The organism is Neisseria viridiae (assembly GCF_962747995.1).
GTDB lineage: Bacteria > Pseudomonadota > Gammaproteobacteria > Burkholderiales > Neisseriaceae > Neisseria > Neisseria viridiae.
This window is the reverse complement of sequence record NZ_CAUJAJ010000022.1, coordinates 1-23,606: the sequence shown is the minus strand read 5'-3', so window position 1 is coordinate 23,606 and position 23,606 is coordinate 1. Positions and strand designations below refer to the sequence as shown.

Genomic DNA, 23,606 nt, shown 5'->3' with positions numbered 1-23,606 from the left:
ACTAAAGCGAGGGTATATATTTGGTTTCTTTGACGATTACAAAATCTTTGAACTCTGGCTGTCTAGTAATATAGAGAATTATCCAGAAAATCAAGACATATTTCCTTTGCCATCTCAGTATTTATTTTGAGTGCGAGCTCGTGTTGCTGGTCGGTAAGGATTCAGACGGCATGGGCGAGGGTGAAGATATTTTGGGATGTGTCGCAGGATATGGTGTAGGGTTGGACCTTACGGTACGGGATATCCAATGCCGTCTGAAGGAAAAAGGGCTGCCTTGGTTGAAGGCAAAGGGATTCAGGCATTCTGCATGTGTTTCGGACTTCGTGGCGGCGAACAAGGTTTCCAGCCAATCCTTCCTTTTTTCATTGAGGCAGAACGGTATATTGAAACAGAGGGGCAACACGGAAATGATGCTTTGCCCGCTCAGGATGGTTTTATGCGAGCTGGTTCTGTCCTATGGCTTGAAAAAAGGTGATCTGGTATTTACCGGAACACCTTCAGGTGCAGGGAAAATCAGCGAGGGGGACAGATTGGAACTGGAATTGGACGGGCTTGTAGAAGCTTTTTTTACGGTAGCCCGAAAATAAGGCAGACTTATTCGTCCCGTCCGTTAAAAAATTCTTCCGAACCACCTTCGAAGAAACTTTGCAGGATTGCCTGTGCGGCTACTTGGTCGAGAACGGATTTCCTTTTTTTGCCAAAAACTTGTGCTTCTGAAAGCAGGCCTTCCGCATAGACGGACGAGAGGCGTTCGTCCACCCAATAGACGGGAAGCCCGAATCTGCCGTGCAGCCTGCGTCCGAACTTGCGCGACAGGTGCGTCATTTCGTGTTCCGTGCCGTCGGTATGGACAGGCAGACCGACGACAAAATAACGCGGCTGCCACTCTTGAACCAGTTTGGCGATTGTCGCGAATTTTTCATCGTTGCTGCCGCCGGTAACGGTGGCCAGTGGATGGGACAGCCCCAATTCCGCATCGCCCTGCGCCACGCCGATGCGCGCTTCGCCGAAGTCGAATGCCAGTGCCGTTCCTTTTGGAATTTTATGCATGGCCGACTCCCGAAAACAGGGCGAGCGGGTCGATGCCGAGTTTGGCGAATGCGGCGGCGTAACGGTGTTCGTAGGGGATGTCGAACAGGATGTGTTCGTCGGCGGGAACGGTCAGCCATGCGTTGTCGGCAAGTTCGCGTTCGAGCTGGCCTTTTCCCCAGCTTGAATAGCCGATACTGATTAATATTTTGTCAACCGCGCCTTCGCGTGAAATATTTTCAATCACGTCTCGGGAAGAAGTCAGCGCGATATTGTCCGAAACGCGGATACTGCTTTGCCAGTTGCCGATCGGGGTATGCACGACATAACCTCGCTCGACTTGCACCGGGCCGCCCATCATCACGCTGTCGTGCTGCATTCGGAAAGGGATGTTTTTGCTGGTGGCGGAAAAAATCATGTCCATCGTAATCGGAGAGGGTTTGTTGATGGCGATGCCGAGTGCGCCGTCTTCATCGTGTTTGCAGATATAGACGACCGATTGTGCAAAAAACGCGTCTTCCATATCGGGCATGGCGACGAGAAAGTGGTTGGACAGGTTCATATCAGCGTTTGTCGGGATTTTCTATCGGGTTGGAAATAATGCAGGCGCCAGCAAGCATTTTGCCGGAAGTGCCCGCTTGAGGCATATTGGTTTGCAGGTTGCTGCCGAAACAGGAAACCACGCTTAAGGAATTTTTCGGCGAGCCTTGGACGATTTTATCGCTGTAAACCAAATAAGCGAAAGTTTTACGTTTCGGATTATAATAACGGATAATCTGCCGACTCTTGAACGCGAAGCTCGTACCGTGCTTGAAAACTTCTTTCGGTTTGCGCACGGCGGTTTCGTCAAAAGAAATCGAAGATGCCGTCTGAACGCACGAAACCGATGCGTCGGACGCGTCTTCTCCCGCCTGTCATAGCTCCACTCATGCAGAAGCACGTTGCCGTCCCAGGCATAGCGATGGCATGTGTCGTGCGTCTCTTTAAGGATACGCCTGCTCAAGGCATCGTACTCAAACCTTATGGTGGCACCTTCGGGTGTGCGTACGCTCCTGAGCATGCCGTTGCCGTACCACTCGTAGGCGGTATCTCCCTCCTGCCAGCCATAATGAGCCTGCAATTACTTGTCATTGAGGGAACTAAGACATTGCGAGTACTCTTGATTTTGCCGAAAAGGTCATTATTCCGGTGGCAAAGCCCCAAAACAACTATTGTGACCATCAATTGCTTCTTTTAATACTGGCAATTTTTCATATCCAATTCTTTTAATTCCTGATTTTTTTATTTGTTTTAAAATTTCGTCATTCACAATAATACCTGTTAAAGCGCTTGGAAAGAAAGTGAGATTTGGGATAGATTTATCCACAATATACCAACTATTTAATGGCAAAGGAAAATATAAAACGACTCCGCACTTTTCACATATACTACAAGTTGATTCTTTCCCTCCCCTTATATAAATTCTAAATTTTGGAACAACTGAAATGTATTCTTTGGATACAGTTTTGTTTACATCATAAACCTTTCCTACAAAATATACATTCTCAATATTTTGAATGCCCAGTAATGAAACAATATCTTTATGTAACATTCCAATAAATGTACCTCTTGCGTAGGTAATTGGAGCAAAACTTTTTTTTATTTTTTCATTTAGAAAGACATCAATTGCTGTATGTTTAATGATATTTCCACAATCGCACATTATATTCTCTTGTTTCAATTGATCTATCCAAATATCATCTCCTTCGGGAACATTTTGTGTGGGGTCGCTAATTTGATAAAATATTTTTTCCATTATGGGTGTACTTTAAAATTTCCTTTATAGATATTTTGCCAAAATTTACTTGTTCCAAATTGACCGTTTCCTTCAAGCCGTCTTTTTTGCATATGAAATATAACAGGTAATGCCCTGAACGTCGGGATCGTCGAATCCTTCCATCTCGATACGGTCGTTTTTTCCCAGCATATTGAAAACGGTGCTTGCTCGTCCGATTTTATCGGTTTCGCCGCTGCCGCAGGCAGTCAGCAGGACGGCGGCAGACAGCAGTAGCAGTCTGTTTATCAAAATTTCCTTATCGGTTAAATCCTTGTTTTCCGTGAAGGCGGCAGGGCTTGCTTTGTTTGGAGGGTCGCACGCTCCCAAATCGGGCAACATACGGTATGCGGCTTAATGTGCTACCCTGTGTGTCGGAACACAATATCTATTGCAGCATTGAAAATATGCCGCACAATATAAGGCTGTTTGAGCCGATTGCAAGTATCCGCGCAAAGAAGGTGCAAGATTGGGCAAACGGCATTTTCAGACGGCATAACTGACAGTATAATCCAAACGTCCGGCTGCTTTCGTGCAGCCTTCAGTATTATCCAACTTTTTCCGAAGGTCGAACCATGCGCTATAAACCCCTTCTGCTTGCCCTGATGCTCGTTTTTTCCACGCCCGCCATTGCCGCCCACGACGCGGCACACAACCGTTCCGCCGAAGTGAAAAAACAGGCGAAGAACAAAAAAGAACAGCCAGAAGCGGCGGAAGGCAAAAAAGAAAAAGGCAAAAATGCCACAGTGAAAGATAAAAAAACAGGCGGCAAAGAGGCGGCAAAAGAGGGCAAAGAGTCCAAAAAAACCGCCAAAAACCGCAAAGAAGCAGAGAATGAGGCAACATCCGGGCAGTCTGCGCGCAAAGGACGCGAAGAGAATAAGGAATCGAAGGCGGAACACAAAAAGGCATATGGCAAGCCTGTGTCCGAATCCAAAGAAAAAAACGCAAAAACACAGCCTGAAAACAAACAAGGTAAAAAAGAGACAAAAGGACAGGACAATCCACGTAAGGGCGGCAAGTCGGACAAAGACACTGTTTCTGCAAATAAAAAAGACCGTACCGACAAGGACGGAAAAGCAGTGAAACAGGACAAAAAACACACGGAAGAGAAAAATGCCAAAACCGATTCCGACGAATTGAAAGCTGCCGTTGCCGCTGCGACCAACGATGTCGAAAACAAAAAAGCCCTGCTCAAACAAAGCGAAGGAATGCTGCTTCATGTCAGCAATTCCCTCAAACAGCTTCAGGAAGAGCGTATCCGTCAAGAGCGTATCCGTCAGGCGCGCGGCAACCTTGCTTCCGTCAACCGCAAACAGCGCGAGGCTTGGGACAAGTTTCAAAACCTCAATGCCGAGCTGAACCGTTTGAAAACGGAAGTCGCCGGTACGAAAGCGCAGATTTCCCGTTTCGTATCGGGAAACTATAAAAACAGCCAGCCGAATGCGGTTGCCCTGTTCCTGAAAAATGCCGAACCGGGCCAGAAAAACCGCTTTTTGCGCTATACGCGCTATGTGAACGCCTCCAATCAGGAAGTCGTCAAAGATTTGGAAAAGCAGCAGAAGGCTTTGGCAATTCAAGAGCAGAAAATCAACAACGAGTTGGCGTATTTGAAAAAGATTCAGGCAAACGTGCAATCCCTGCTGAAAAAACAGGGTGTAACCGATGCGGCGGAACAGACGGAAAGCCGCAGACAAAATGCCAAAATCGCCAAAGATGCCCGAAAACTGCTGGAACAGAAAGAAAACGAGCAGCAGCTGAACAAGCTCTTGAGCAATTTGGAGAAGAAAAAGGCCGAACACCGCATTCAGGATGCGGAAGCAAAAAGAAAACTGGCGGAAGCCAGACTGGCGGCTGCTGAAAAGGCCAGAAAAGAAAAAGAAGCGGTACAGCAGAAAGCTGAAGCACGACGTGCGGCAATGTCCAATCTGACTGCCGAAGACAGGAACATCCAAGCGCCTTCGGTTATGGGTATCGGCAGTGCCGACGGTTTCAGCCGCATGCAGGGACGTTTGAAAAAACCGGTTGACGGTGTGCCGACCGGACTTTTCGGGCAGAACCGGAGCGGCGGCGATGTTTGGAAAGGCGTGTTTTATTCCACTGCACCGGCAACGGTTGAAAGCATTGCGGCAGGAACAGTAAGCTATGCGGATGAGTTGGACGGCTACGGCAAAGTGGTCGTAGTCGATCACGGCGAGAACTACATCAGCATTTATGCCGGTTTGAGCGAAATTTCTGTCGGCAAGGGTTATGCGGTCGCGGCGGGAAGCAAAATCGGTACGAGCGGGTCGCTGCCGGACGGGGAAGAGGGGCTTTACCTGCAAATACGTTATCAAGGTCAGGTATTGAACCCTTCGAGTTGGATACGTTGATCGGATTGCCGAAACGGTAGGCTTTATGCGAATCGTGCCGATATGGTGCGCTGTTCCGTGAAGTCTGCCGTTTGCCGTACCTGTGTTTTCCGGTTTTTGGAAATCAAGAGAGAAAGTTAAAGAAGAATGTCGAAACCTGTTTTTAAGAAAATCGCACTTTATACTTTGGGTGCAATCAGCGGCGTTGCCGTCAGTCTGGCGGTGCAGGGTTTTGCCGCCGAGAAGGACAGGCGGGATAACGAAGTCCTGCCGGTGCAATCCATCCGTACGATGGCGGAGGTTTATGGTCAGATTAAGGCAAACTATTATCAGGACAAACCCGATGCCGATTTGTTTGAAGGTGCGATGAAGGGTATGGTGGCCGGTTTGGATCCGCATTCCGAATATATGGATAAAAAAGGTTATGCGGAAATGAAGGAATCGACCAGCGGCGAATTTGGCGGCTTGGGGATGGAAATCGGGCAGGAAGACGGTTTTGTCAAAGTGGTTTCGCCGATTGAGGACACGCCTGCGGAACGGGCGGGGGTGAAAAGCGGCGATTTCATTGTGAAAATCGATAATGTTTCGACACGCGGCATGACGGTCAGCGAAGCGGTGAAGAAAATGCGGGGCAAGCCGGGTACGAAGATTACTTTGACGCTGTCGCGTAAAAATGCCGACAAGCCGATAGTCGTCAACCTGACGCGCGCCATCATTAAAGTGAAAAGCGTCCGCCATTATTTGCTCGAGCCGGATTACGGCTATATCCGAGTCTCCCAGTTCCAAGAGCGGACGGTTGAAGGCGTGAACTCGGCAGCTAAAGAGCTGGTCAAGGAAAATAAAGGAAAACCGCTCAAGGGGCTGGTGTTGGATTTGCGCGACGACCCCGGCGGGCTTTTGACCGGCGCGGTCGGCGTGTCGGCGGCGTTTCTGCCGTCTGAAGCGGTCGTCGTCAGCACCAAGGGACGCGACGGCAAAGACGGCATGGTACTGAAAGCCGTTCCCGAGGATTATGTGTACGGTATGGGCGGCGATCCTTTGGCGGGTATTCCTGCCGAGTTGAAAACGATTCCGATGACGGTATTGGTCAATTCCGGTTCGGCTTCTGCGTCGGAGATTGTCGCAGGTGCATTGCAGGATCATAAACGCGCGGTTATCGTCGGTACGCAGAGCTTCGGCAAAGGTTCGGTTCAGACTTTGATTCCCTTGTCCAACGGCAGCGCGGTCAAGCTGACAACGGCGCTGTATTATACGCCGAACGACCGTTCTATTCAGGCGCAGGGGATTGTTCCCGATGTCGAAGTAAAAGATAAGGAACGCACTTTTGAAAGCCGCGAGGCGGATTTGGTCGGACACATCGGGAATCCTTTGGGCGGCGAGGATGTGAACAGCGAAACCCTTGCCGTGCCGGTTGAAGAAAATGCGGATAAACCCGCTGCAAAAGAAAAAGGCAAAAAGAAAAAGGACGAGGATTTGTCTTCAAGGCGGATTCCCAACCCTGCCAAAGACGACCAGTTGCGTAAGGCTTTGGATTTGGTCAAGTCGCCCGAGCAGTGGCAGAAGTCTTTGGGGCTGGCGGCGAAAAAGCCGGTTTCAAATAAGGATAAGAAAGACAAAAAAGATAAGAAGTAGCTTTTGACGATGCCGTCTGAAAGGGTTTCAGACGGCATATTATGTTTGAAAGGACAGGTTATGAGCGATTTTTTACCGGAATTTGAACCGTTTGCAGAGAAAATTGCAGCCACGGCAAAACCCGTCGTGCGTTTTTCTTTGAAGAAAGAGACAGTAGAACTGTGGGACAGCAAGGTCGGCGGCAGACCTTATCTGCCGGAGGGTATGGAATATCCCCAAAACGCCCAAGGACAACCGCTTTCCCTGTTGGCGCAAATCAACTTTGCCCAAATGCCGCATCTGCCGGACTATCCGACCGAAGGCATCGTCCAGTTCTTTGTCGACGGTTACGACGATTTGTCGGGCATGGATTTCGACGACTTGCGCGCCCAAAAGGGATTCCGTGTTTTGTACCATCGCGAAGTGCGGCAGGAAGGTTTGCGTTCGGATGTTCCGGCATATTCCGATTTCGGGGATTTCGGAATCGGTCTGCCGTTTGGTGCAGAGGAAGAATTCCGCATGGTTTTTTCCGAACCGGAGACGCAATATCTGTCTTTCGACGATTACCGTTTCGATCGGACTTTTCCGGAAATGCGCAAGCTGATTCTTGAAAGGGTTACGGATACGGGCAACAACGATTGGCGGCTTTACGAGAACTATCGGGAAGCCTCCAATCAGGCGGGACACTGTATTGGCGGTTATCCCTGCTTTGCCCAATACGATCCGCGCGACGGCAGTTTGGAAGGCTATGAACTGCTGTTCCAATTGGAAAGCCAATATGATGAGAACGAAGGAATAGACATCATGTGGGGCGATATGGGCATCGGCAATTTCTTTATCGCGCCCGAAGATTTGGAAAAATGCGATTTTTCCAAAACGGCATTCACTTGGGATTGCGGTTGAGTTTAGACGGCATACGGTCGGGAATGTCTTTTATTCCATGCCGTCTGAAAGACGTTTCTGACCCATCCCTACTACACGCTTTGTCCGCAAACGCATCACAGGCAAGATTATGGAAGTCATCCAATACCCCGATTCCCCCTTCAAGCTCCACCAACCCTTCCCGCCCGCCGGCGACCAGCCCACCGCCATTGCCGGCCTGCTCGAAGGGCTTTCAGACGGCCTTGCCTACCAAACCCTGCTCGGCGTAACCGGTTCGGGCAAAACCTACACCATGGCGAACGTCATCGCCCAAAGCGGCAGACCCGCCATCATTATGGCGCACAACAAAACCCTTGCCGCACAGCTTTATGCCGAAATGCGCGAGTTTTTCCCCGAAAACGCGGTGGAATATTTCGTCTCCTACTACGACTATTACCAGCCCGAAGCCTATGTGCCCAGCCGCGATTTGTTTATCGAAAAAGACAGCGCGATCAACGAACACATCGAGCAGATGCGCCTTTCCGCCACCAAAAATCTGATGACGCGCGACGACGTGATTATCGTCGCCACCGTGTCCGCCATTTACGGTATCGGCGACCCGACCGAGTATCAACAAATGGTGTTGTCCGTCAAAGAAGGCGATACCATTGAGCAGCGCGACATCATCGCCATGCTCGTTTCCATGCAGTACGAACGCGGCGATTTGGACTTCAAACGCGGCAGCTTCCGCGTGCGCGGCGACGTGATTGACGTGTACCCCGCCGAAAGCTCTGAAAACGCCTTGCGTATCAGCCTGTTCGACGACGAAATAGACCGACTCGATATGTTCGACCCGCTTTCAGGCAGCCTTATCCAGCGCGTCGGCCGCTACACCGTCTTCCCGTCCAGCCACTACGTTACCCCGCGCGACACCGTCTTGCGCGCCTGCGAATCCATCAAAGAAGAATTGCGCGAACGCATCGAGTTTTTCACCCGCGAACAACGCCCTGTTGAGCAACAACGCATCGAACAGCGCACCCGCTTCGACCTCGAAATGCTCTACGAAATGGGCTTCTGCAAAGGCATCGAAAACTACTCCCGCCACTTCTCCGGCAAAAAAGAAGGCGAACCGCCGCCCACGCTGATGGATTACCTCCCCGACAACGCCATCATGTTCATCGACGAAAGCCACGTTACCGTTACCCAAATCGGCGGCATGTACAAAGGCGACGCATCGCGCAAGCAAAACCTCGTCGACTACGGCTTCCGCCTGCCTTCAGCCCGCGACAACCGCCCGCTCAAATTCCACGAATTTGAAAAAGTCATGCCGCAAACTATCTTCGTTTCCGCCACCCCAGCCAAATACGAAGAAGAACACGCCGGACAAGTGGTCGAACAAGTCGTCCGCCCCACAGGGCTGGTCGATCCCCAAATCATCATCCGCCCCGTCGCCACCCAAGTCGATGACTTAATGAGCGAAATCAACGACCGCATCCAAAAAGGCGAGCGCGTACTCGTTACCACCCTCACCAAACGCATGGCGGAGCAACTCACCGACTATTACAGCGAACTCGGCATCAAAGTGCGCTACCTGCACAGCGACATCGATACCGTAGAGCGCGTTGAAATCATTAGAGATTTACGACTCGGCCTGTTTGACGTACTCGTCGGCATCAACCTCTTGCGCGAAGGCCTCGACATCCCTGAAGTTTCCCTCGTCGCCATCCTCGACGCCGACAAAGAAGGCTTCCTGCGCTCCCACCGCAGCCTAATTCAAACCATAGGCCGCGCCGCGCGCAACGTGAACGGCGTCGCCATCCTGTACGCCGACAAAATCACCGACTCCATGAAAGCCGCCATCGACGAAACCGAACGCCGACGCGAAAAACAGATTAAATTCAACGAAGAACACGGCATCGTGCCGCAACAGATTAAAAAACAGGTCAAAGAAATCATCGACGGCGTGTACCGCGAAGAAGACGGCGGCAAAGGCCGTCTGAAAGGCAAAAACAAGGTTAAAGTCGGCGAAATCCACAACGAAGAAGACGCGATTAAAGAAATCGCCAAACTGGAAAAAGCCATGCAGCAGGCGGCTAGGGATTTGCAGTTTGAAGAGGCGGCTGTGTTAAGGGATAGGATACGGGGGATTAAGGAGAATTTGTTGTTTGGGGCGGAGTGACTTGTATAGTTATGTATTTTTATACAATTTATAATTTCTAATATTATAGTATAGGATGAGGGTTAAATGTCTAAATCATCATTTTGTGAAACATTTTGGAACGATTGTAAAGAATACCTTTTACAGGTTCTTTTATTTACAATGACAGCTATCGTGTATTCGTTAATTTACGAATCATCTAATAAAAAAGCTATTGAAATATTTACTGATTTAGTAGTACCCAATAATGGATTCGTTAGTCAGTTATTGATATATTTATTTGTGGCTGTATTATTGTTTATTTTTACAACGATAATTTTAACAATGTTAGCTTCAATTTTGAATTGGGCTAAAAATCTATTTAAGAAAAATAGTATGAGAAATAAAAAGATTAAAGAACAAAACAAAATTTTATCTTGGTCTGAAGTTAAATATAGTAGTCCACTATTTTTTAAACGTGCTGGCTCTACATGTGCTAACGTAGGCTCTGTAGGTATATCTGTTATTTCTATTCTGACATTTTTATGGGCATTCCCACATTTGTTTGAGTTATCTGAAGCAGATAAGAAATTCATAGAGACTATTAAATATGACGAAATAATTATTTATTGGGTTGTAATGGTTTTGTTCTTCATGATGATGATTGCTTGGAAAAGTTTCTCTTCCGTATATATTGAAGCGTGGATTAAAAACCGCAGCAATCGGTAACCTGCATCTCCACCAACTGCGTGCGTGGCTGCGCCACACACCCTACCTGCGGACGACACAAACTTTAAACCCAACGTTCAGGCGTGTGCGGTATGCACGCCCGCGTTTTCTGCTTGAGGCAGCCTGCACTTTCCAATTCCCAAAGCAACCGTAGGTCGGATACTTGTATCCGACAAAACCTTTAATATTCCCGTCGTTGCAATCCATTGCAGCAATGCCCAAAATGTCGGATTCGAGAGTACGACCTACGGAAAACTAAAGATTTGGGGCTGTCCTAGTTATCTAGGACGGCCCCAATATTTTTATAGGTATTAATGGATTATTTTCCTCCCATGGAACTTCATAATCTGAAAAAATAGATTCTAGCGCTAGAATGAACAAATGATTAAGCTCAAATGGCAAATCTTCGCATTCGAATAGTTCGGGAATATAAAATTTAACTAAATCCAAACCTTTTTTTGTTAATGTAATTTCCCCAGAATACCATAATTCATTATTTTCCGTACCAAAAGGATTTTGTTTTGCAAATTCTTGGCAAAACATGAATATCTCTTGTTTTTTATCAAATGTAAAAGGCCATAAAATAGCCAATTCACATACTAATAGTCGATATATAAATTCAACTGCAAATTGCCATTGCCATGTTTGCGGTTCGCGTCCTAGTGGTGCAAAAGATATCGGAGTAAGATCATCAAAGGCCAAATATTCAAATCCGCATTGTATTTCTTCTGCTGTTTCTTTATTCATATTAAAACCTTATTTAGCTGGGAATTTAAATTTTAAACTTGTAGACTTTCCCTTTTTTCCAATATTTAATCGGCGGCAATCTCAGGCTTTGGCAAAACGCTTTTGGGAGCATACTATCCGTGATGAAGCCGATTTTGCCTGCCATTTTGATTATCTGCATTTCAATCCGGTCAAACATGGCTATGTAGGACAAATTTCCGATTGGCGGTTTTCTACGTTTCACCGTTATGTCAAACAGGGTATTTATCCGCATAATTGGGGTGGCGGCAATGCGGACTTTTCTATTGAATACGATTAAAGTAATGTCGGATTCAAGAATCCGACCTACGGAAAACTAAAGATTTCATGCGTGTTACGGCTTGCTTGTTGAATTTAATCATATTTATTTGAATTGAATTCTTTTATTTTATTGTGAGATGAAAATAGTATTTTCGATGAGAAACCCATGACTAAAATAGTATAGTCTTTATCATTCTTTATGAAGTAACAATTACCATATCCTGCAATATTTTTATCCCAAAAATCACAATATGATTCAGTAGTAAAATCAGTTTTAGTTGATATAAAATCAAAATTATTTGGGTAAGATCCATATTGCTGATAATATTTATCTATATTTTCTACTAAGAAATCAATCCTTTTTTCTAACATTTTGAGATTAATTTGTAATAATAAAATGTATAAAACTATACTGATTGTTATTATTTTTAAATAAGTCATTTTATTTTCCAGTAAATAGAGGTTTAGTTGTTTTGTTAACTATGCCTGAATGTACACCTAAGTCTTTGTTTGATAACGATGAATAATTAGCAAGCCGTAGCCTACATCACACCAACCGCGTGCGTAGCTATCACATACTACCTGCGGGCGGCACAAACTTTAAAACCGATGTGCATAAAACCTACTAAGGATGCGTGCGGTACACACGCGTTTTGCCGTTCAAACCATTGTTTTAAAAATTGTATCGAAACATCACTCGCTGCTTTATCTTGAAAAAATGCCGTCTGTAAGCAAACATGCTTCAAACGGCATTTTTTTATCCGGCGGTTTGTTAGCCCATCCGTTTGAATACCAAGTCCCAAACGCCGTGCCCGAGGCGTTTGCCGCGCGCTTCGAATTTGGTTTCGGGGCGGTAGTCCGGGGTGGGGGCGTAGTCTGCCGCCGTATTTTGCAGGCTGTCGAAGCTACTGAGGACTTCAAGCATCTGCCGTGCATATTCTTCCCAGTCTGTCGCCAGGTGGATATAGCCGCCGGTTTTGAGTTTGGGCAGTAGTTTGGCGATGAAGGGGGCTTGTATCAGACGGCGTTTGTGGTGGCGTTTTTTGTGCCACGGGTCGGGAAAGAATATGTGGATGCCGTCGAGCGAGCCGTCTTGCAGCATATTTTCGACAACTTCTACGGCATCGTGCCGCATCACGCGGATATTTTCCAAATGGTTTTCATTGATGAGTTTGAGCAGGTTGCCTACGCCGGGACCGTGTACGTCGATGGCGAGGAAGTCGGTTTCGGGCAGGCAGCGGGCAATTTCTGCGGTTGCCGTCCCCATACCGAAGCCTATTTCGAGGATTTTGGGTCGGCTGCTTCCGAAACAGGCATTAAGATCGGCCGGTGTTGCTTGGTAGTCGATGCCGAAGCTGTCCCATAAGGTATCGATGGCGCGTTGCTGTGCGGCGGTCATATGGCTTTGGCGGAGGACGAAGCTGCGGATGCTGCGGGGATGTTCGGCTTGACGGTCGTTTTGTGTTTGGTTTTCGGCGGTGTCTGTCATAATGCTTCCGTGCAGTTGTGCAATCAGGATGCCGTCTGAATGTGAAATGCCTGTTCGGACGGCGGGAAGGGAAAGGGGCGATTATACCTGTTTCGTTTCAGCAGGGTAGGTGTAACGGTGTTCAGACGGCATTTTGCCACTGTTGCAACAGTTCTTGCAGAAAGCTTTTTTGTTCGTGTCCGCTGTTTATGGCTTCTTGCAGGTAGCGGCAGGCTTTTTCGTTGTCCGGCTCGACGCCGTGTCCGTTGTAATGGATGCAGGCGAGGTTGTAGAACGCCATACTGTCTTTTTGCGCGGCGGCTTGTTCAAACCATTTGCGGGCTTTGCCGTAGTCGGCGGCTATGCCCTGTCCGAAGTAATACATGCTGCCCAGATTGGTTTGGGCTTTGCTGTGTCCGAGTTCTGCGGCTTCTGTGTAGAGTTTGAGCGCGGCTGCGTATTCGGGCGCGCATTGTAATCCGTAATGCAGGGCTTGGGCTTTTTGATAAAGCTGTTCTGCCCTTTGCCGCCTGATGGCGGAATCTTTGATGCCGCCGTATTGGTCGGGATGGTTTAACGCGCTGTCGGATATGAGTTTCTGATAGGCGGAAAGGCTGCCGGCTTCGGCTGCCTGCCGGTAATAATGCCGGGCTTTTTCCGTATCGGGGGCTGTGCCCAAACCGTAGCGGCAGATGTCGCCCAGTATCCGCAAACCTTCGGGATGGCGTTCGGCGGCGGCTGCCTCGGCATGATGCAGGGCAAGTTTGTGGTTTCTTTCCAGATACTTGCCTTGCAGGTAGATGTCGGCCAGTGCGGCATGGGCATCGGGGTCATTTTCCTGTGTCGCCTGTTGGAACCGGTAAACGGCTTCATCGGGAGCCGTAGGCAGGATGAGTTCGGCAAGCGGAGTGCAGGCGGGAATGTATCCTTGTTGCGCGGCGGCACGCAAATGATTGACGGCCTGTGCCGTGTCGGCTTTCGTCCCTTGCCCGAAACGATATTGCAGCCCGAGCTGCCATTGTGCTTCCGCCAAGCCTTGTGCCGCCGCTTTGCGGTAGAGCAGGTGCGCCGTTTCAAAATCCGGCGGTGTGCCGTACCGGCAGTATTGGGCGAGCAGGTATTGCCCGTGGGGATTGTTGTTTTTTGCGGTCGTTTTTGCCCATTCGAGTGCTTCTTCAAAATGCCGGGACGCATACAGCAGGTACATCAGGCGGACTTGTGCTTCGGGCAGGCCTGCTTCTGCCAGAGGCCTGTAAAGCGGTATCAGGGTTTCTGCGGGCGCGCCTTCCAATTCTTGGATATATGCCAAATTATAACGCGCGTAGGGATGTCCCTGTTCGGCTGCGATGCGGAGCATTTCCATACCTTGTTCGCGGTCTTGGTGCGGGCTGTCTGCGTCCATCAGGTGTTTTGCCAACTCGAATGCGGCGGCGGGATGGCCTGCCGAGGCCGCTTCTGTCAGCAGTCGGCGGACTTCGGCAAAGTTATATTGTTTTTGAGACAGGCGTTCCAAGACCTGCCGATAGGGTAAGTCGGGATTGTTCATATCAGATCGTTTTCCGTTTTATCGAATCATCGTTATTTGTTATGAAGTTAGGTTTATATCGGCACACCGGTCTGCTGTATCATATTTTTACAGACGGTTTTTGCTTGAGCGGCACACTAATGCAGATGATTATAAATGGTTTCCGCCAATGCCTTGCTGATGCCTTCGACCTGTTCCAAATCTTCTTTGCTGGCGGCAACGACGCCGCGCAGGCCGCCGAAGCGGGTGAGTAGGGCCTGGCGGCGTTTGCTGCCTACGCCGGGAATGTCGCTGAGGGATGAGGTAACGCGTGCTTTGTCGCGTTTTTTGCGGTGGCCTGTGATGGCAAAGCGGTGTGATTCGTCGCGCACGGTTTGCAGAAGGTGCAGGGCGGGGCTGTGCGGGGGCAGGCGGAAGGTTTCGCCGGTGAACGGGAGAATGAGTTCTTCCATGCCGGCTTTGCGCTCCGGGCCTTTGGCGATACCGACCAAAGGAATGTGCAGCCCGAGTTCTTCCCATACGGATACGGCTACGCCGATTTGCCCTTTACCGCCGTCAATCAACACGGCATCCGGCCATTTGACGCTTTCGCCGTTGGCTTCGGCTTCCTGCATTTTGCCGTAACGGCGCATCAATACTTCGCGCATGGCGGCGTAGTCGTCGCCGGGCTTGGCGGTCGTGATGTTGTAGCGGCGGTATTGCGAAGGCTGGATGTTTTGCTCATCGTACACAACGCAGGACGCAATAGTGGCTTCGCCTTGGGTGTGGCTGATGTCGAAACATTCAAGGCGGTTGAGGCCGTCTGAATCCATACCGAGAATTTTTGCCAACTCGTCGATGCGGTTTTGCTGGCTGCTTTGTTGCAGGCGGCGTTGGGCAATCGCCATTTGTGCGTTTTGTTCCGCCATTTTCAGCCAGACTTTGCGTTCGCCTATGGTTTTGGTTACGAACTGCATTTGTTTGCCGTGTTCGCTCTCTAGGGCTTCTTTCAATGCGTCGGGCACGGGGAAGTTGCTGATGATGATGTCGGGTTTGCTTTTGCCCAGATAGTGTTGGGCGACGAAGGCTTCGGCGTAGTCTTGCCCGTTTGGTTCGGGATCGTTTTTGGTGTCGGGGAAGAAGTTTTTGTCGCCGACGTGCCGCCCACCGCGTATGCTGACCCAGTGTACGCAGACGATGCCGTCTGAAACCGCCAGCGCGAGCAAATCGATATCGTTGGGGTTGTTCGGGTTTTTGCTGTCGATAAACTGATTGCTCTGCATAATGCCGAGTGCTTGAATTTGATCGCGATAACGGGCGGCTTCTTCAAATTGCAGATTCGCGGCGGCGGTCTGCATCTTGTGTTGTAAGGTGCGGGTCAGTTCGTCGGTTTTGCCGTTGAGAAAAGTGGCGGCTTGACGCACGCTGTCGCGGTAGTCTTCTTCGCTGATGTGTCCGACGCAGGGCGCGGTGCAGCGTTTGATTTGATACAGCAGGCAAGGACGGTCGCGGTGTTCGAACACGCTGTCTTCGCAGGTACGCAGCATAAAGACTTTTTGCAGGATTTGGATGCTGTCGCGCACGGCGTTGCTGTTGGGATAGGGGCCGAAGTATTGGTTGGGCTTTTTCAACGTGCCGCGGTAATAAGCCATCTGCGGATATTGATGCCCGCTGAGCATGAGGTAGGGATAGCTTTTGTCGTCACGGAAAAGAATATTGTATTTGGGCGACAGGGCTTTGATGAAGTTGTTTTCGAGAATCAGGGCTTCGGCTTCGGAACGGGTGATGGTGGTTTCGATGTAGTGAACCTGTTTCACCATCAATGCAATGCGCGGGGAATGGTCGTTTTTTTGGAAATAACCGGACACGCGCCGCTTGAGGTTGACCGCTTTGCCGACGTATAAGACTTTGCCGCCTTCGTCAAAAAAACGGTACACGCCCGGCAGCTTGGGCAGGTTTTTGAGGAAGAGCGGGATGTCGAATTGTTCCGGAGAACGGTTTTCTGTATTCATATCAATCATTTGAAAAACGGCTTCAGACGGCATATCGGCGGCGGCAGCCTTATCCGTTCGGACGAGGCTGCAGGGCGGTTACATGCTGCTAATTGATTTTTACCCGTTTCAGGCGCAAGGCATTGCCCAATACCGAAACCGAGCTTGCCGCCATTGCTGCGCCTGCGATAACAGGGTTTAAAAAACCGAGCGCGGCAAGCGGAATGCCCAAAATATTGTAGAAGAAGGCGAAAAACAGGTTTTGCTTGATGTTTTTCAAAGTCGCCTGCGACACCAGCAGGGCATCGGCGAGTTGGTTGACCGAATGCTGCATCAGCGTGGCGGACGCGGTGTGTTCGGCAACGTCCGCACCGCCTTTCATCGCGAAGCTGACGTTGGCGGCGGCGAGTGCGGGCGCGTCGTTGATGCCGTCGCCGACCATCGCCACGGTTTTGCCGGCGGCTTTGAGTTTCTGTACTTCGGCGGCCTTGTCGCGCGGACTCATATTGCCGAAAGCGTGTGCGATGCCCAGTTGTTTGGCGACGTACTCGACCGTGCCTTGATTGTCGCCGCTCATAATATAGACATCGATATTGTGTTTTTTCAGACGGCCTATGGCTTCGGCGGTATCGGCTTTCAACGCGTCGGCAAGTGCGAATGTGCCGATGGGTTTGTTATCGACTGAGACTGCAACAATGCTTGCAATGTCCCAAACGCCGTCTGAAAACTTCGGCAAGGTCAGTTCGGCAAATTCGGCTTTGCCTGCTTTCACCAAACCCACGCTTTCCACTTCGGCGGTAATGCCTGAGCCGACAACGGTTTGAGCGTTTTGTGCGGTAGGAATATCCAAACTGCGCGCTTGAGCGGCGGAAACGATGGCTCGGGCGAGCGGGTGGGCGGCGTTTTGTTCGACGGCGGCGGCGATGCGGTACAAAGCGTCTTCGTCAAAGCCGCTGTCGGGAACGCAATAAACGGCGGCAACCTGCGGCCTGCCTTCGGTCAGCGTACCGGTTTTGTCCAGCACGACAGCATCAACGTGAGCGGCTTCTTCCATCGCCGCCGCGTCTTTGAACCAAATACCGTGTTTCACTGCTTTGCCCATGCCGACCATAATCGCAGCAGGGGTTGCCAAACCGAGCGCGCACGGACAGGCAATCACCAAAACGGCGACGGCGTGCATCAATGCGAGCGTCCAATCGCCCTTAATCAGCCAAGTGGTGATAAAAGTCAAAAGCGCAATGCCCACAACAGTTGGCACAAACACCGCCGCCGCTTTATCGGCTACGCGCGCAATCGGTGCTTTACTGCCTTGCGCTTCGGATAGCGCGTTCATCATGTCGCCAAGCAGGGTTTGGCTGCCGAGCTGCGCGGCGCGGTACACCACGCTGCCTTCGGTCATCAGCGCGCCCGCCAACACTTTGCCGCCCGCCTTTTTCTCTTCGGGGTTGGATTCGCCGGTAAGATGGCTCTCGTCCGCCCAACCGCTGCCGCTCTCGATGATGCCGTCGGCGGCAATGCGTTCGCCATGGTTGGCGCGGATAAGGTCGCCGATTTGCACTTGGTCGATGGGCAGTTGTTCCCATTTGCCATCGCGTTGCACGTTGACTTGGGTCGGCGTGAGTTTGAGCAGCAGGCTCAAGCTGTTCAGGCTGGATTTTTTAGTGCGGTGTTCCAAAAACTTACCCAGCGACACAAAACCAATCACCATTACGCCCACTTCAAAATACACATGCGCCATGCCGTGTGCCGCATGCGGACTGAAAAACAGCATATAGACGGAATACAGATAAATCGAGACCGTGCCGATGGTAACCAACACGTCCATATTCGCCAGCCCGCCTTTAATGCTCGCCCACGCGCTTTTGTAAAACGGCACCGCCAGCCAAAGCTGTACCACGCTCGCCAGCGCGAATTGCCATACCGGCGGAATCATCCAATCGTGCCGTGTCCAATTCAGCCCTTTTAGCATCATCCCTACCATACCGATAAGAAAGGGGATATTGATGGCAAACAAAAGCCACAATCTCCAGCCGATATGGTGTTCTGCTTCAGCTTGCGGCAATGTATCTTCCGTTTTTTCCTTCGCGCCGTAACCGGTTTTCTCAATGATTTTGGCAATGTCGGCTGCGGAGGTTTTGCTGTCGTCAAACGTAACCTGCGCTTCCTCGCTGGCAAAGTTCACCCCTGCCGATTCGACAAAATCTTTTTTGTTCAACACTTTTTCAATGCGCGAAGCGCAGGCCTGGCAGGTCATGCCTTCGATTTGAAAACGGACTTTTTGTTGCATAAGTTTGATTCCTGCTTTGATATTCAGACGGCGGTCAAGGCTGCGGGATGCCGTCTGAACGCCGATATGGTCAAAATTTCTCAAACGCGCCGATAATTCGAGTAGAATCCGAAAACTTGACACAGCAAAGGAAAAACAATGTCCCAACACCGCAAACTGATTATTTTGGGTTCCGGCCCCGCCGGATACACTGCCGCCGTCTATGCCGCGCGCGCCAATTTAAACCCCGTCATTATTACAGGTATCGCGCAAGGCGGGCAACTGATGACCACCACCGAAGTGGACAACTGGCCTGCCGATGCCGACGGCGTGCAAGGGCCGGAATTGATGGCGCGGTTTCTCGCCCACGCCGAACGTTTCGGAACAGAAATCATTTTTGACCAAATCAACGCCGTCGATTTGCAAAAACGCCCATTCACACTCAAAGGCGATATGGGCGAGTACACTTGTGATGCCCTGATTGTCGCAACAGGCGCGTCCGCCAAATACCTTGGTTTGCCGAGTGAGGAAGCGTTTGCAGGGAAAGGCGTTTCCGCCTGCGCCACCTGTGACGGTTTCTTCTACAAAAACCAAGATGTTGCCGTAGTCGGCGGCGGCAATACGGCAGTTGAGGAGGCACTCTACCTTGCCAATATCGCCAAAACCGTTACGCTGATTCACCGCCGCAGCGAGTTCCGCGCCGAAAAAATCATGATCGACAAACTGATGAAACGCGTGGAAGAGGGCAAAATCATCCTCAAGCTGGAAAGCAACCTGCAAGAAGTACTGGGCGACGATCGGGGCGTAAACGGCGCATTATTAAAAAACAACGACGGTTCTGAGCAACAAATTGCCGTCAGCGGCATCTTTATCGCCATCGGGCACAAGCCGAATACCGATATTTTCAAAGGGCAGTTGGAAATGGACGAAGCCGGCTACCTGAAAACAAAAGGTGGTACGGCGGACAATGTCGGTGCAACCAATATCGAAGGCGTATGGGCGGCGGGCGACGTAAAAGACCATACCTACCGTCAGGCAATTACCAGCGCGGCTTCCGGCTGTCAGGCGGCTTTGGACGCGGAACGTTGGCTGGGCAGCCAAAACATTTGAATGCCGTCTGAAACCGAAATTTTCGGCGGAATGCAAGTTTTTCGTACCAAATCCTTGATTCCGTCGGTAAACCCCAATATAATACCTGCTCTTTGAACCTTGCCTTCTGCTTTCGCATGGCAGAAGGCTGTTTTTACCATCCATAAGGAGATAACATGCGTCATTACGAGATCGTGTTTATCGTTCATCCTGATCAAAGCGAGCAAGTGCCCGCTATGGTTGAGCGTTACAAAACCATGATTACCGAGGCAAACGGTAAGATTCACCGTCTGGAAGATTGGGGTCGCCGCCAACTGGCTTACCCGATTAACAAAATCCATAAAGCACATTACGTTTTGATGAACATCGAAACCACTCCCGAAGTGGTTGAAGAGTTGGAAACCGCGTTCCGTTTCAATGATGCGGTATTGCGTCATCTGACCATCAAAACCAAACACGCCGTTACCGAAGCATCCCCTATGTTGGGTGGTGAAAAGGCTAAGAACCTGCTGAGCGGTGCGTCTGAAGAAGCGGCTGCCCAATAATTGGGATTCAATAATCTTGTTTCGCTTGCCGCGTTAATTGAAAAGGTTTTCCCTATTCGATATACGCCTGCCGGAATCTCTGTCTTAGATATTATTTTAAAGCATGAATCATGGCAGAAAGAAAATGGACAGCAATGTCTTGTCCAATTGGAAATTCCGGCACGGATTTTAGGCAGGCAGGCGGAAGAGTGGCAGTATCGGCAGGGTGTATATGTTCACGTCGAAGGTTTTTTAGCTCAAAAAAGCAGACGCTCCCTAATGCCGATGCTCAGAATACAAAATATTAAAGAATATAAAGGTTAAACGACAATGGCTCGTCAATCATTCAAACGTAGAAAATTCTGCCGTTTCACGGCTGAAAAAATCCAAGAAGTCGATTACAAACAAGTTGATTTGCTGAAAGACTTTATCTCTGAAAACGGTAAAATCATTCCTGCACGCATCACAGGAACGAAGGCATTCTACCAACGCCAATTGGCTGTGGCCGTAAAACGCGCGCGCTTCTTGGCACTCCTGCCTTATACCGACCAACACAAATAATTTTGGAGTTTAAATCATGCAAATTATTCTGTTAGAAAAAATCGGCGGTTTGGGTAATTTGGGCGACATCGTTACCGTAAAAAACGGTTATGCCCGCAACTTCTTGATTCCTGCTGGTAAGGCAAAACGTGCTACTGAAGCAAACATGAAAGAGTTTGAAGCACGCCGCGCAGAACTGGAAGCCAAACAGGCTGAAATTTTGGCAGATGCCCAAGCCCGTCAGGAAAAATTGGATGGCCAAACCATTACCGTTGCCCAAAAAGCCGGTGTGGACGGTCGTCTGTTTGGTTCCGTTACCAATGCCGACATTGCGGCTGCAATCGTTGCGACCGGCATCGAAGCTGCCAAAGCGAATGTACGCCTGCCGAACGGTCCTCTGAAAGCCGTTGGCGAGTATGAAGTGGAAGTTGCTTTGCATACTGATGCCGTTGCTAAAATTACCGTTGCCGTCGTTGCCGCAACCGAGTAATTGAAATTATCAGATGCCGTCTGAAACCCTGCCGATTATCGGAATATGGTTTTAGACGGCATTTGTTTTGTTTTCCGTATATTCTGCAAAGGTCTCGGTCAGGTTGTCTGTCCTTTTGTCGGAACAGGAGGCAGGGCAGCTTTGTCCTGATTAATTGCTTGTGCAAACGGTAAAAAGGTTTTTTCGTGTGTTTTAAAGCAGGTTGTACAGCATTTTTCCGGCAATCAAAAGCAGCATAATGCCGAAGGATTTTTTTAGTTTGCCGGAAGAGAGTTTGTGGGCAGTTTTGACACCCAAGGGGGAAAAGGTAATAGTTGCCACACTGAGTACGCCGATAGCGGGCAGATAGAGGAAGCCCAGCGAGCCTTCAGGCAACCCCCCAACTTTCAGGCCGTTTAAAAGATAAGATATCGCACCTGCCAGCGCAATTGGCCAGGCGAGGCCGGATGATGTACCGATGGCTTTGTGGGTGGGAAATCCGCAGTGGATTAAGAAAGGAACAGAAAGTGAGCCGCCTCCTATGCCTACCCAGCTCGACATTGTGCCGAATAATGTGGAAACAGCAGTCAGTCCCGGCAGTTTTGGCAGCGGATGCGATGCAGTCTGATGACCGGTATGCAATGTTCTGAATGCGACGGCTGTAAAAAATAGGATAAAGAAAATTTGAAGCCAGAATGTGGGGATATATTTTGCGGAGAGCGAACCCAAGAATACGCCGAATATCATGCCCGGCATCATCATGAATACCGTTTTCCAGTCAACCGACTGTTTTTTGTGCTGTCCCAACATACTGGAGAAGGCGGTAAAGACCATAACGGCAAAGGATGTTCCGACAGCGAGGTGTTGGGCATAGGGATGCTGAGCCAATCCTTGGTAACCGAGTACCCATAAAACGACAGGGACAATCAGCGTGCCGCCACCTACGCCGAACAGACCGGCGATAAAACCTGCCGCACTGCCTACGGCAAGCAGGATTAAGATAATGTCCCAATGCCACATTTAATCCGCCTTTCTGTATTTTTTCCAGAATCGGCGTGCCGCCATAATGTAGCCGGACAGGCTGTATCCGAGAAAGAACAGGAAGAGGACGAGCGACGGTTCCCAAGTAACCAGAAGCAGCAGTAAGACGGCAAGCAGCATTCCGACAAAGGGGACTTGTCTGCGGATGTTGATTTCTTTAAAACTCCAAAAAGGGATTTGGACAATCATCGACAGGCCGGCAAACAGTGTGATGCCCAATGCCCACCAGTGGACGGCAGGGAATTTTTCGACGCTGTGGTTGACCCAAATCAGCCCGACAATCAGCGCGGCGGCGGTCGGACTGGGCACGCCGATAAACCAGCGTTTGTCCACCTTGCCGATGAGCGTGTTGAACAGGGCGAGGCGCAGGGCGGCGCAGGCGCAGTAGATGAAGGCGACGGAATAACCGATTTTGCCGAACTGCCAAAGCTGCCATTTGTAGGCAATAAGCGCGGGGGCAACGCCGAAGCTGACCATGTCGGCAAGACTGTCGAGCTGCTCCCCGAACGCGCTTTGGCTGTTGGTCAGCCGCGCCACGCGCCCGTCCATACCGTCCAAAAGCATGGAAATGAATACGGCAATAGCGGCGGTTTCATAATGCCCGTGCATGGATTGGGTGATTGCGTAAAACGCGGAAAACAGCGCGGCGATGGTAAAGGAATTGGGCAGCAGGTAGATACTGTTTTGACGCAGGGAGCGTTGCGGGGTGTTTGGTGGGATTTCCATAGCTGAAGTGTCTCACGGACGTGGAGAATTGATGTTCGGATTATAACGCAAACGCTTATCGAACAATACGCCCTTTAGGATGAAGCCCTCGGAGGTGGTTTGTTTTTCTGATGGAGGATGCTTTGCGGGGCGGTTTGACTCTGCCTGCCGCCGGGTGTGTTGTTTCGGATTTTTGCCGGATGGATGTTGTTGCCAGGCATTTCTGCGCTTGCCGGAAGGTATCGGGGGAAGGGCATCGGAATATGCGGCGCGCCGTTCAAACCGGGGCGGCGTTTCCCTATTTTCGGGGAGTTTGCAGTCTTCAACAAATTGAAAGATATTTTTTGCATTTCCGACCGTATGCTGATTTTGAAGTGGGATAAATTATAGGACAAGGTTTTTCGCCCGCCGCAAAGGTTGCCCGTAATGCCCTCTGAAAACAACGGCTTGCC

The 23,606-nt window shown here is 49.9% G+C and carries 22 protein-coding genes and 4 pseudogenes; 12 read left to right on the top strand and 14 right to left on the bottom strand.

Features of this window, described 5'->3' with window-relative positions:
• Positions 1–119: 119 nt before the first annotated feature.
• Positions 120–587: pseudogene (locus Q9J79_RS09655) on the top strand (fumarylacetoacetate hydrolase family protein); the annotation flags it as partial.
• A 7-nt stretch (positions 588–594) separates the two neighbouring features.
• On the opposite strand, the gene ruvX reads toward Q9J79_RS09655, so the two are convergent.
• From ruvX to Q9J79_RS09630, 5 genes and pseudogenes are all read right to left on the bottom strand, one after another.
• Positions 595–1,050, bottom strand: coding sequence for a Holliday junction resolvase RuvX (gene ruvX / locus Q9J79_RS09650; RefSeq protein WP_301911393.1), 456 nt, complete (start codon positions 1,048–1,050; stop codon positions 595–597).
• Positions 1,043–1,591: a YqgE/AlgH family protein gene (locus tag Q9J79_RS09645; RefSeq protein WP_301911392.1), complete on the bottom strand. Its 549-nt coding sequence runs from the start codon at positions 1,589–1,591 to the stop codon at positions 1,043–1,045. The genes ruvX and Q9J79_RS09645 overlap by 8 nt, the downstream gene beginning before the upstream one ends.
• Position 1,592: 1 nt before the next feature.
• Positions 1,593–1,934 (bottom strand): annotated as a pseudogene (locus tag Q9J79_RS09640) (CreA family protein); the annotation flags it as partial.
• 275 nt (positions 1,935–2,209) lie between these two features.
• Positions 2,210–2,824, bottom strand: coding sequence for a hypothetical protein (locus tag Q9J79_RS09635; protein ID WP_025458084.1), 615 nt, complete (start codon positions 2,822–2,824; stop codon positions 2,210–2,212).
• A gap of 49 nt (positions 2,825–2,873) precedes the next feature.
• Positions 2,874–3,091: pseudogene (locus Q9J79_RS09630) on the bottom strand (CreA family protein); the annotation flags it as partial.
• A gap of 326 nt (positions 3,092–3,417) precedes the next feature.
• Between Q9J79_RS09630 and Q9J79_RS09625 the strand changes: the two are divergent.
• The 5 genes from Q9J79_RS09625 (at position 3,418) to Q9J79_RS09605 (ending at position 10,531) form a co-directional block, all read left to right on the top strand.
• Positions 3,418–5,214: a peptidoglycan DD-metalloendopeptidase family protein gene (locus Q9J79_RS09625; RefSeq protein WP_025458083.1), complete on the top strand. Its 1,797-nt coding sequence runs from the start codon at positions 3,418–3,420 to the stop codon at positions 5,212–5,214.
• Positions 5,215–5,340: 126 nt separating this feature from the next.
• Positions 5,341–6,825, top strand: coding sequence for a S41 family peptidase (locus Q9J79_RS09620; RefSeq protein WP_301911391.1), 1,485 nt, complete (start codon positions 5,341–5,343; stop codon positions 6,823–6,825).
• A 60-nt stretch (positions 6,826–6,885) separates the two neighbouring features.
• On the top strand, positions 6,886–7,707 hold the full coding sequence (locus Q9J79_RS09615; protein WP_301818468.1) for a YwqG family protein: 822 nt from the start codon (positions 6,886–6,888) through the stop codon (positions 7,705–7,707).
• Between the two features lie 64 nt (positions 7,708–7,771).
• On the top strand, positions 7,772–9,844 hold the full coding sequence (uvrB, locus tag Q9J79_RS09610) for an excinuclease ABC subunit UvrB (RefSeq protein ID WP_308446926.1): 2,073 nt from the start codon (positions 7,772–7,774) through the stop codon (positions 9,842–9,844).
• Positions 9,845–9,910: 66 nt separating this feature from the next.
• Entirely contained in the window at positions 9,911–10,531 is a 621-nt protein-coding gene (locus Q9J79_RS09605; RefSeq protein ID WP_301911389.1) for a hypothetical protein, read from the top strand.
• A gap of 282 nt (positions 10,532–10,813) precedes the next feature.
• Here Q9J79_RS09605 and Q9J79_RS09600 read toward each other — a convergent pair whose 3' ends face one another.
• The gene (locus tag Q9J79_RS09600) at positions 10,814–11,278 is read right to left on the bottom strand and encodes a hypothetical protein (RefSeq protein ID WP_301911388.1); all 465 of its coding nucleotides are present in this window, start codon (positions 11,276–11,278) and stop codon (positions 10,814–10,816) included.
• A gap of 59 nt (positions 11,279–11,337) precedes the next feature.
• Here Q9J79_RS09600 and Q9J79_RS09595 point away from each other — a divergent pair.
• Positions 11,338–11,576 (top strand): annotated as a pseudogene (locus Q9J79_RS09595) (REP-associated tyrosine transposase); the annotation flags it as partial.
• Positions 11,577–11,650: 74 nt separating this feature from the next.
• Here Q9J79_RS09595 and Q9J79_RS09590 read toward each other — a convergent pair.
• From Q9J79_RS09590 to Q9J79_RS09570, 5 genes are all read right to left on the bottom strand, one after another.
• Entirely contained in the window at positions 11,651–11,998 is a 348-nt protein-coding gene (locus Q9J79_RS09590; protein WP_301911387.1) for a hypothetical protein, read from the bottom strand.
• A 331-nt stretch (positions 11,999–12,329) separates the two neighbouring features.
• Entirely contained in the window at positions 12,330–13,046 is a 717-nt protein-coding gene (gene trmB, locus Q9J79_RS09585; RefSeq protein ID WP_301911386.1) for a tRNA (guanosine(46)-N7)-methyltransferase TrmB, read from the bottom strand.
• A gap of 121 nt (positions 13,047–13,167) precedes the next feature.
• A complete protein-coding gene (locus tag Q9J79_RS09580; RefSeq protein ID WP_301911385.1) occupies positions 13,168–14,571 on the bottom strand; it encodes a tetratricopeptide repeat protein in 1,404 nt (467 codons plus the stop codon).
• Between the two features lie 116 nt (positions 14,572–14,687).
• Positions 14,688–16,574: an excinuclease ABC subunit UvrC gene (uvrC, locus tag Q9J79_RS09575; protein ID WP_301911384.1), complete on the bottom strand. Its 1,887-nt coding sequence runs from the start codon at positions 16,572–16,574 to the stop codon at positions 14,688–14,690.
• Between the two features lie 55 nt (positions 16,575–16,629).
• Entirely contained in the window at positions 16,630–18,807 is a 2,178-nt protein-coding gene (locus tag Q9J79_RS09570) for a heavy metal translocating P-type ATPase (protein WP_301911383.1), read from the bottom strand.
• Positions 18,808–18,945: 138 nt separating this feature from the next.
• Between Q9J79_RS09570 and trxB the strand changes: the two genes are divergently transcribed.
• From trxB to rplI, 5 genes are all read left to right on the top strand, one after another.
• On the top strand, positions 18,946–19,896 hold the full coding sequence (trxB, locus tag Q9J79_RS09565; RefSeq protein WP_002213296.1) for a thioredoxin-disulfide reductase: 951 nt from the start codon (positions 18,946–18,948) through the stop codon (positions 19,894–19,896).
• Between the two features lie 155 nt (positions 19,897–20,051).
• Positions 20,052–20,420 (top strand): 30S ribosomal protein S6, encoded by a 369-nt coding sequence (rpsF, locus tag Q9J79_RS09560; protein ID WP_002232587.1) that lies wholly within the window; start codon positions 20,052–20,054, stop codon positions 20,418–20,420.
• Positions 20,421–20,723 carry a primosomal replication protein N gene (gene priB, locus Q9J79_RS09555; RefSeq protein WP_118792160.1) on the top strand — a complete coding sequence of 101 codons (303 nt, stop codon included), beginning with the start codon at positions 20,421–20,423 and terminating at the stop codon, positions 20,721–20,723.
• Between the two features lie 6 nt (positions 20,724–20,729).
• Positions 20,730–20,960, top strand: a complete 231-nt coding sequence (rpsR, locus tag Q9J79_RS09550; RefSeq protein WP_002213306.1) for a 30S ribosomal protein S18 — start codon at positions 20,730–20,732, stop codon at positions 20,958–20,960.
• Positions 20,961–20,976: 16 nt separating this feature from the next.
• Positions 20,977–21,429, top strand: coding sequence for a 50S ribosomal protein L9 (rplI, locus tag Q9J79_RS09545; RefSeq protein ID WP_301911382.1), 453 nt, complete (start codon positions 20,977–20,979; stop codon positions 21,427–21,429).
• A gap of 192 nt (positions 21,430–21,621) precedes the next feature.
• On the opposite strand, the gene Q9J79_RS09540 is transcribed toward rplI, so the two are convergent.
• From Q9J79_RS09540 to Q9J79_RS09530, 3 genes are all read right to left on the bottom strand, one after another.
• The gene (locus Q9J79_RS09540) at positions 21,622–22,428 is read right to left on the bottom strand and encodes a sulfite exporter TauE/SafE family protein (RefSeq protein WP_301911381.1); all 807 of its coding nucleotides are present in this window, start codon (positions 22,426–22,428) and stop codon (positions 21,622–21,624) included.
• Positions 22,429–23,175 carry a CDP-diacylglycerol--serine O-phosphatidyltransferase gene (gene pssA / locus Q9J79_RS09535; protein WP_301911380.1) on the bottom strand — a complete coding sequence of 249 codons (747 nt, stop codon included), beginning with the start codon at positions 23,173–23,175 and terminating at the stop codon, positions 22,429–22,431.
• 74 nt (positions 23,176–23,249) lie between these two features.
• Positions 23,250–23,606 (bottom strand): hypothetical protein (locus Q9J79_RS09530; RefSeq protein ID WP_301911379.1); only part of this gene is annotated, 357 nt, incomplete at its 5' end.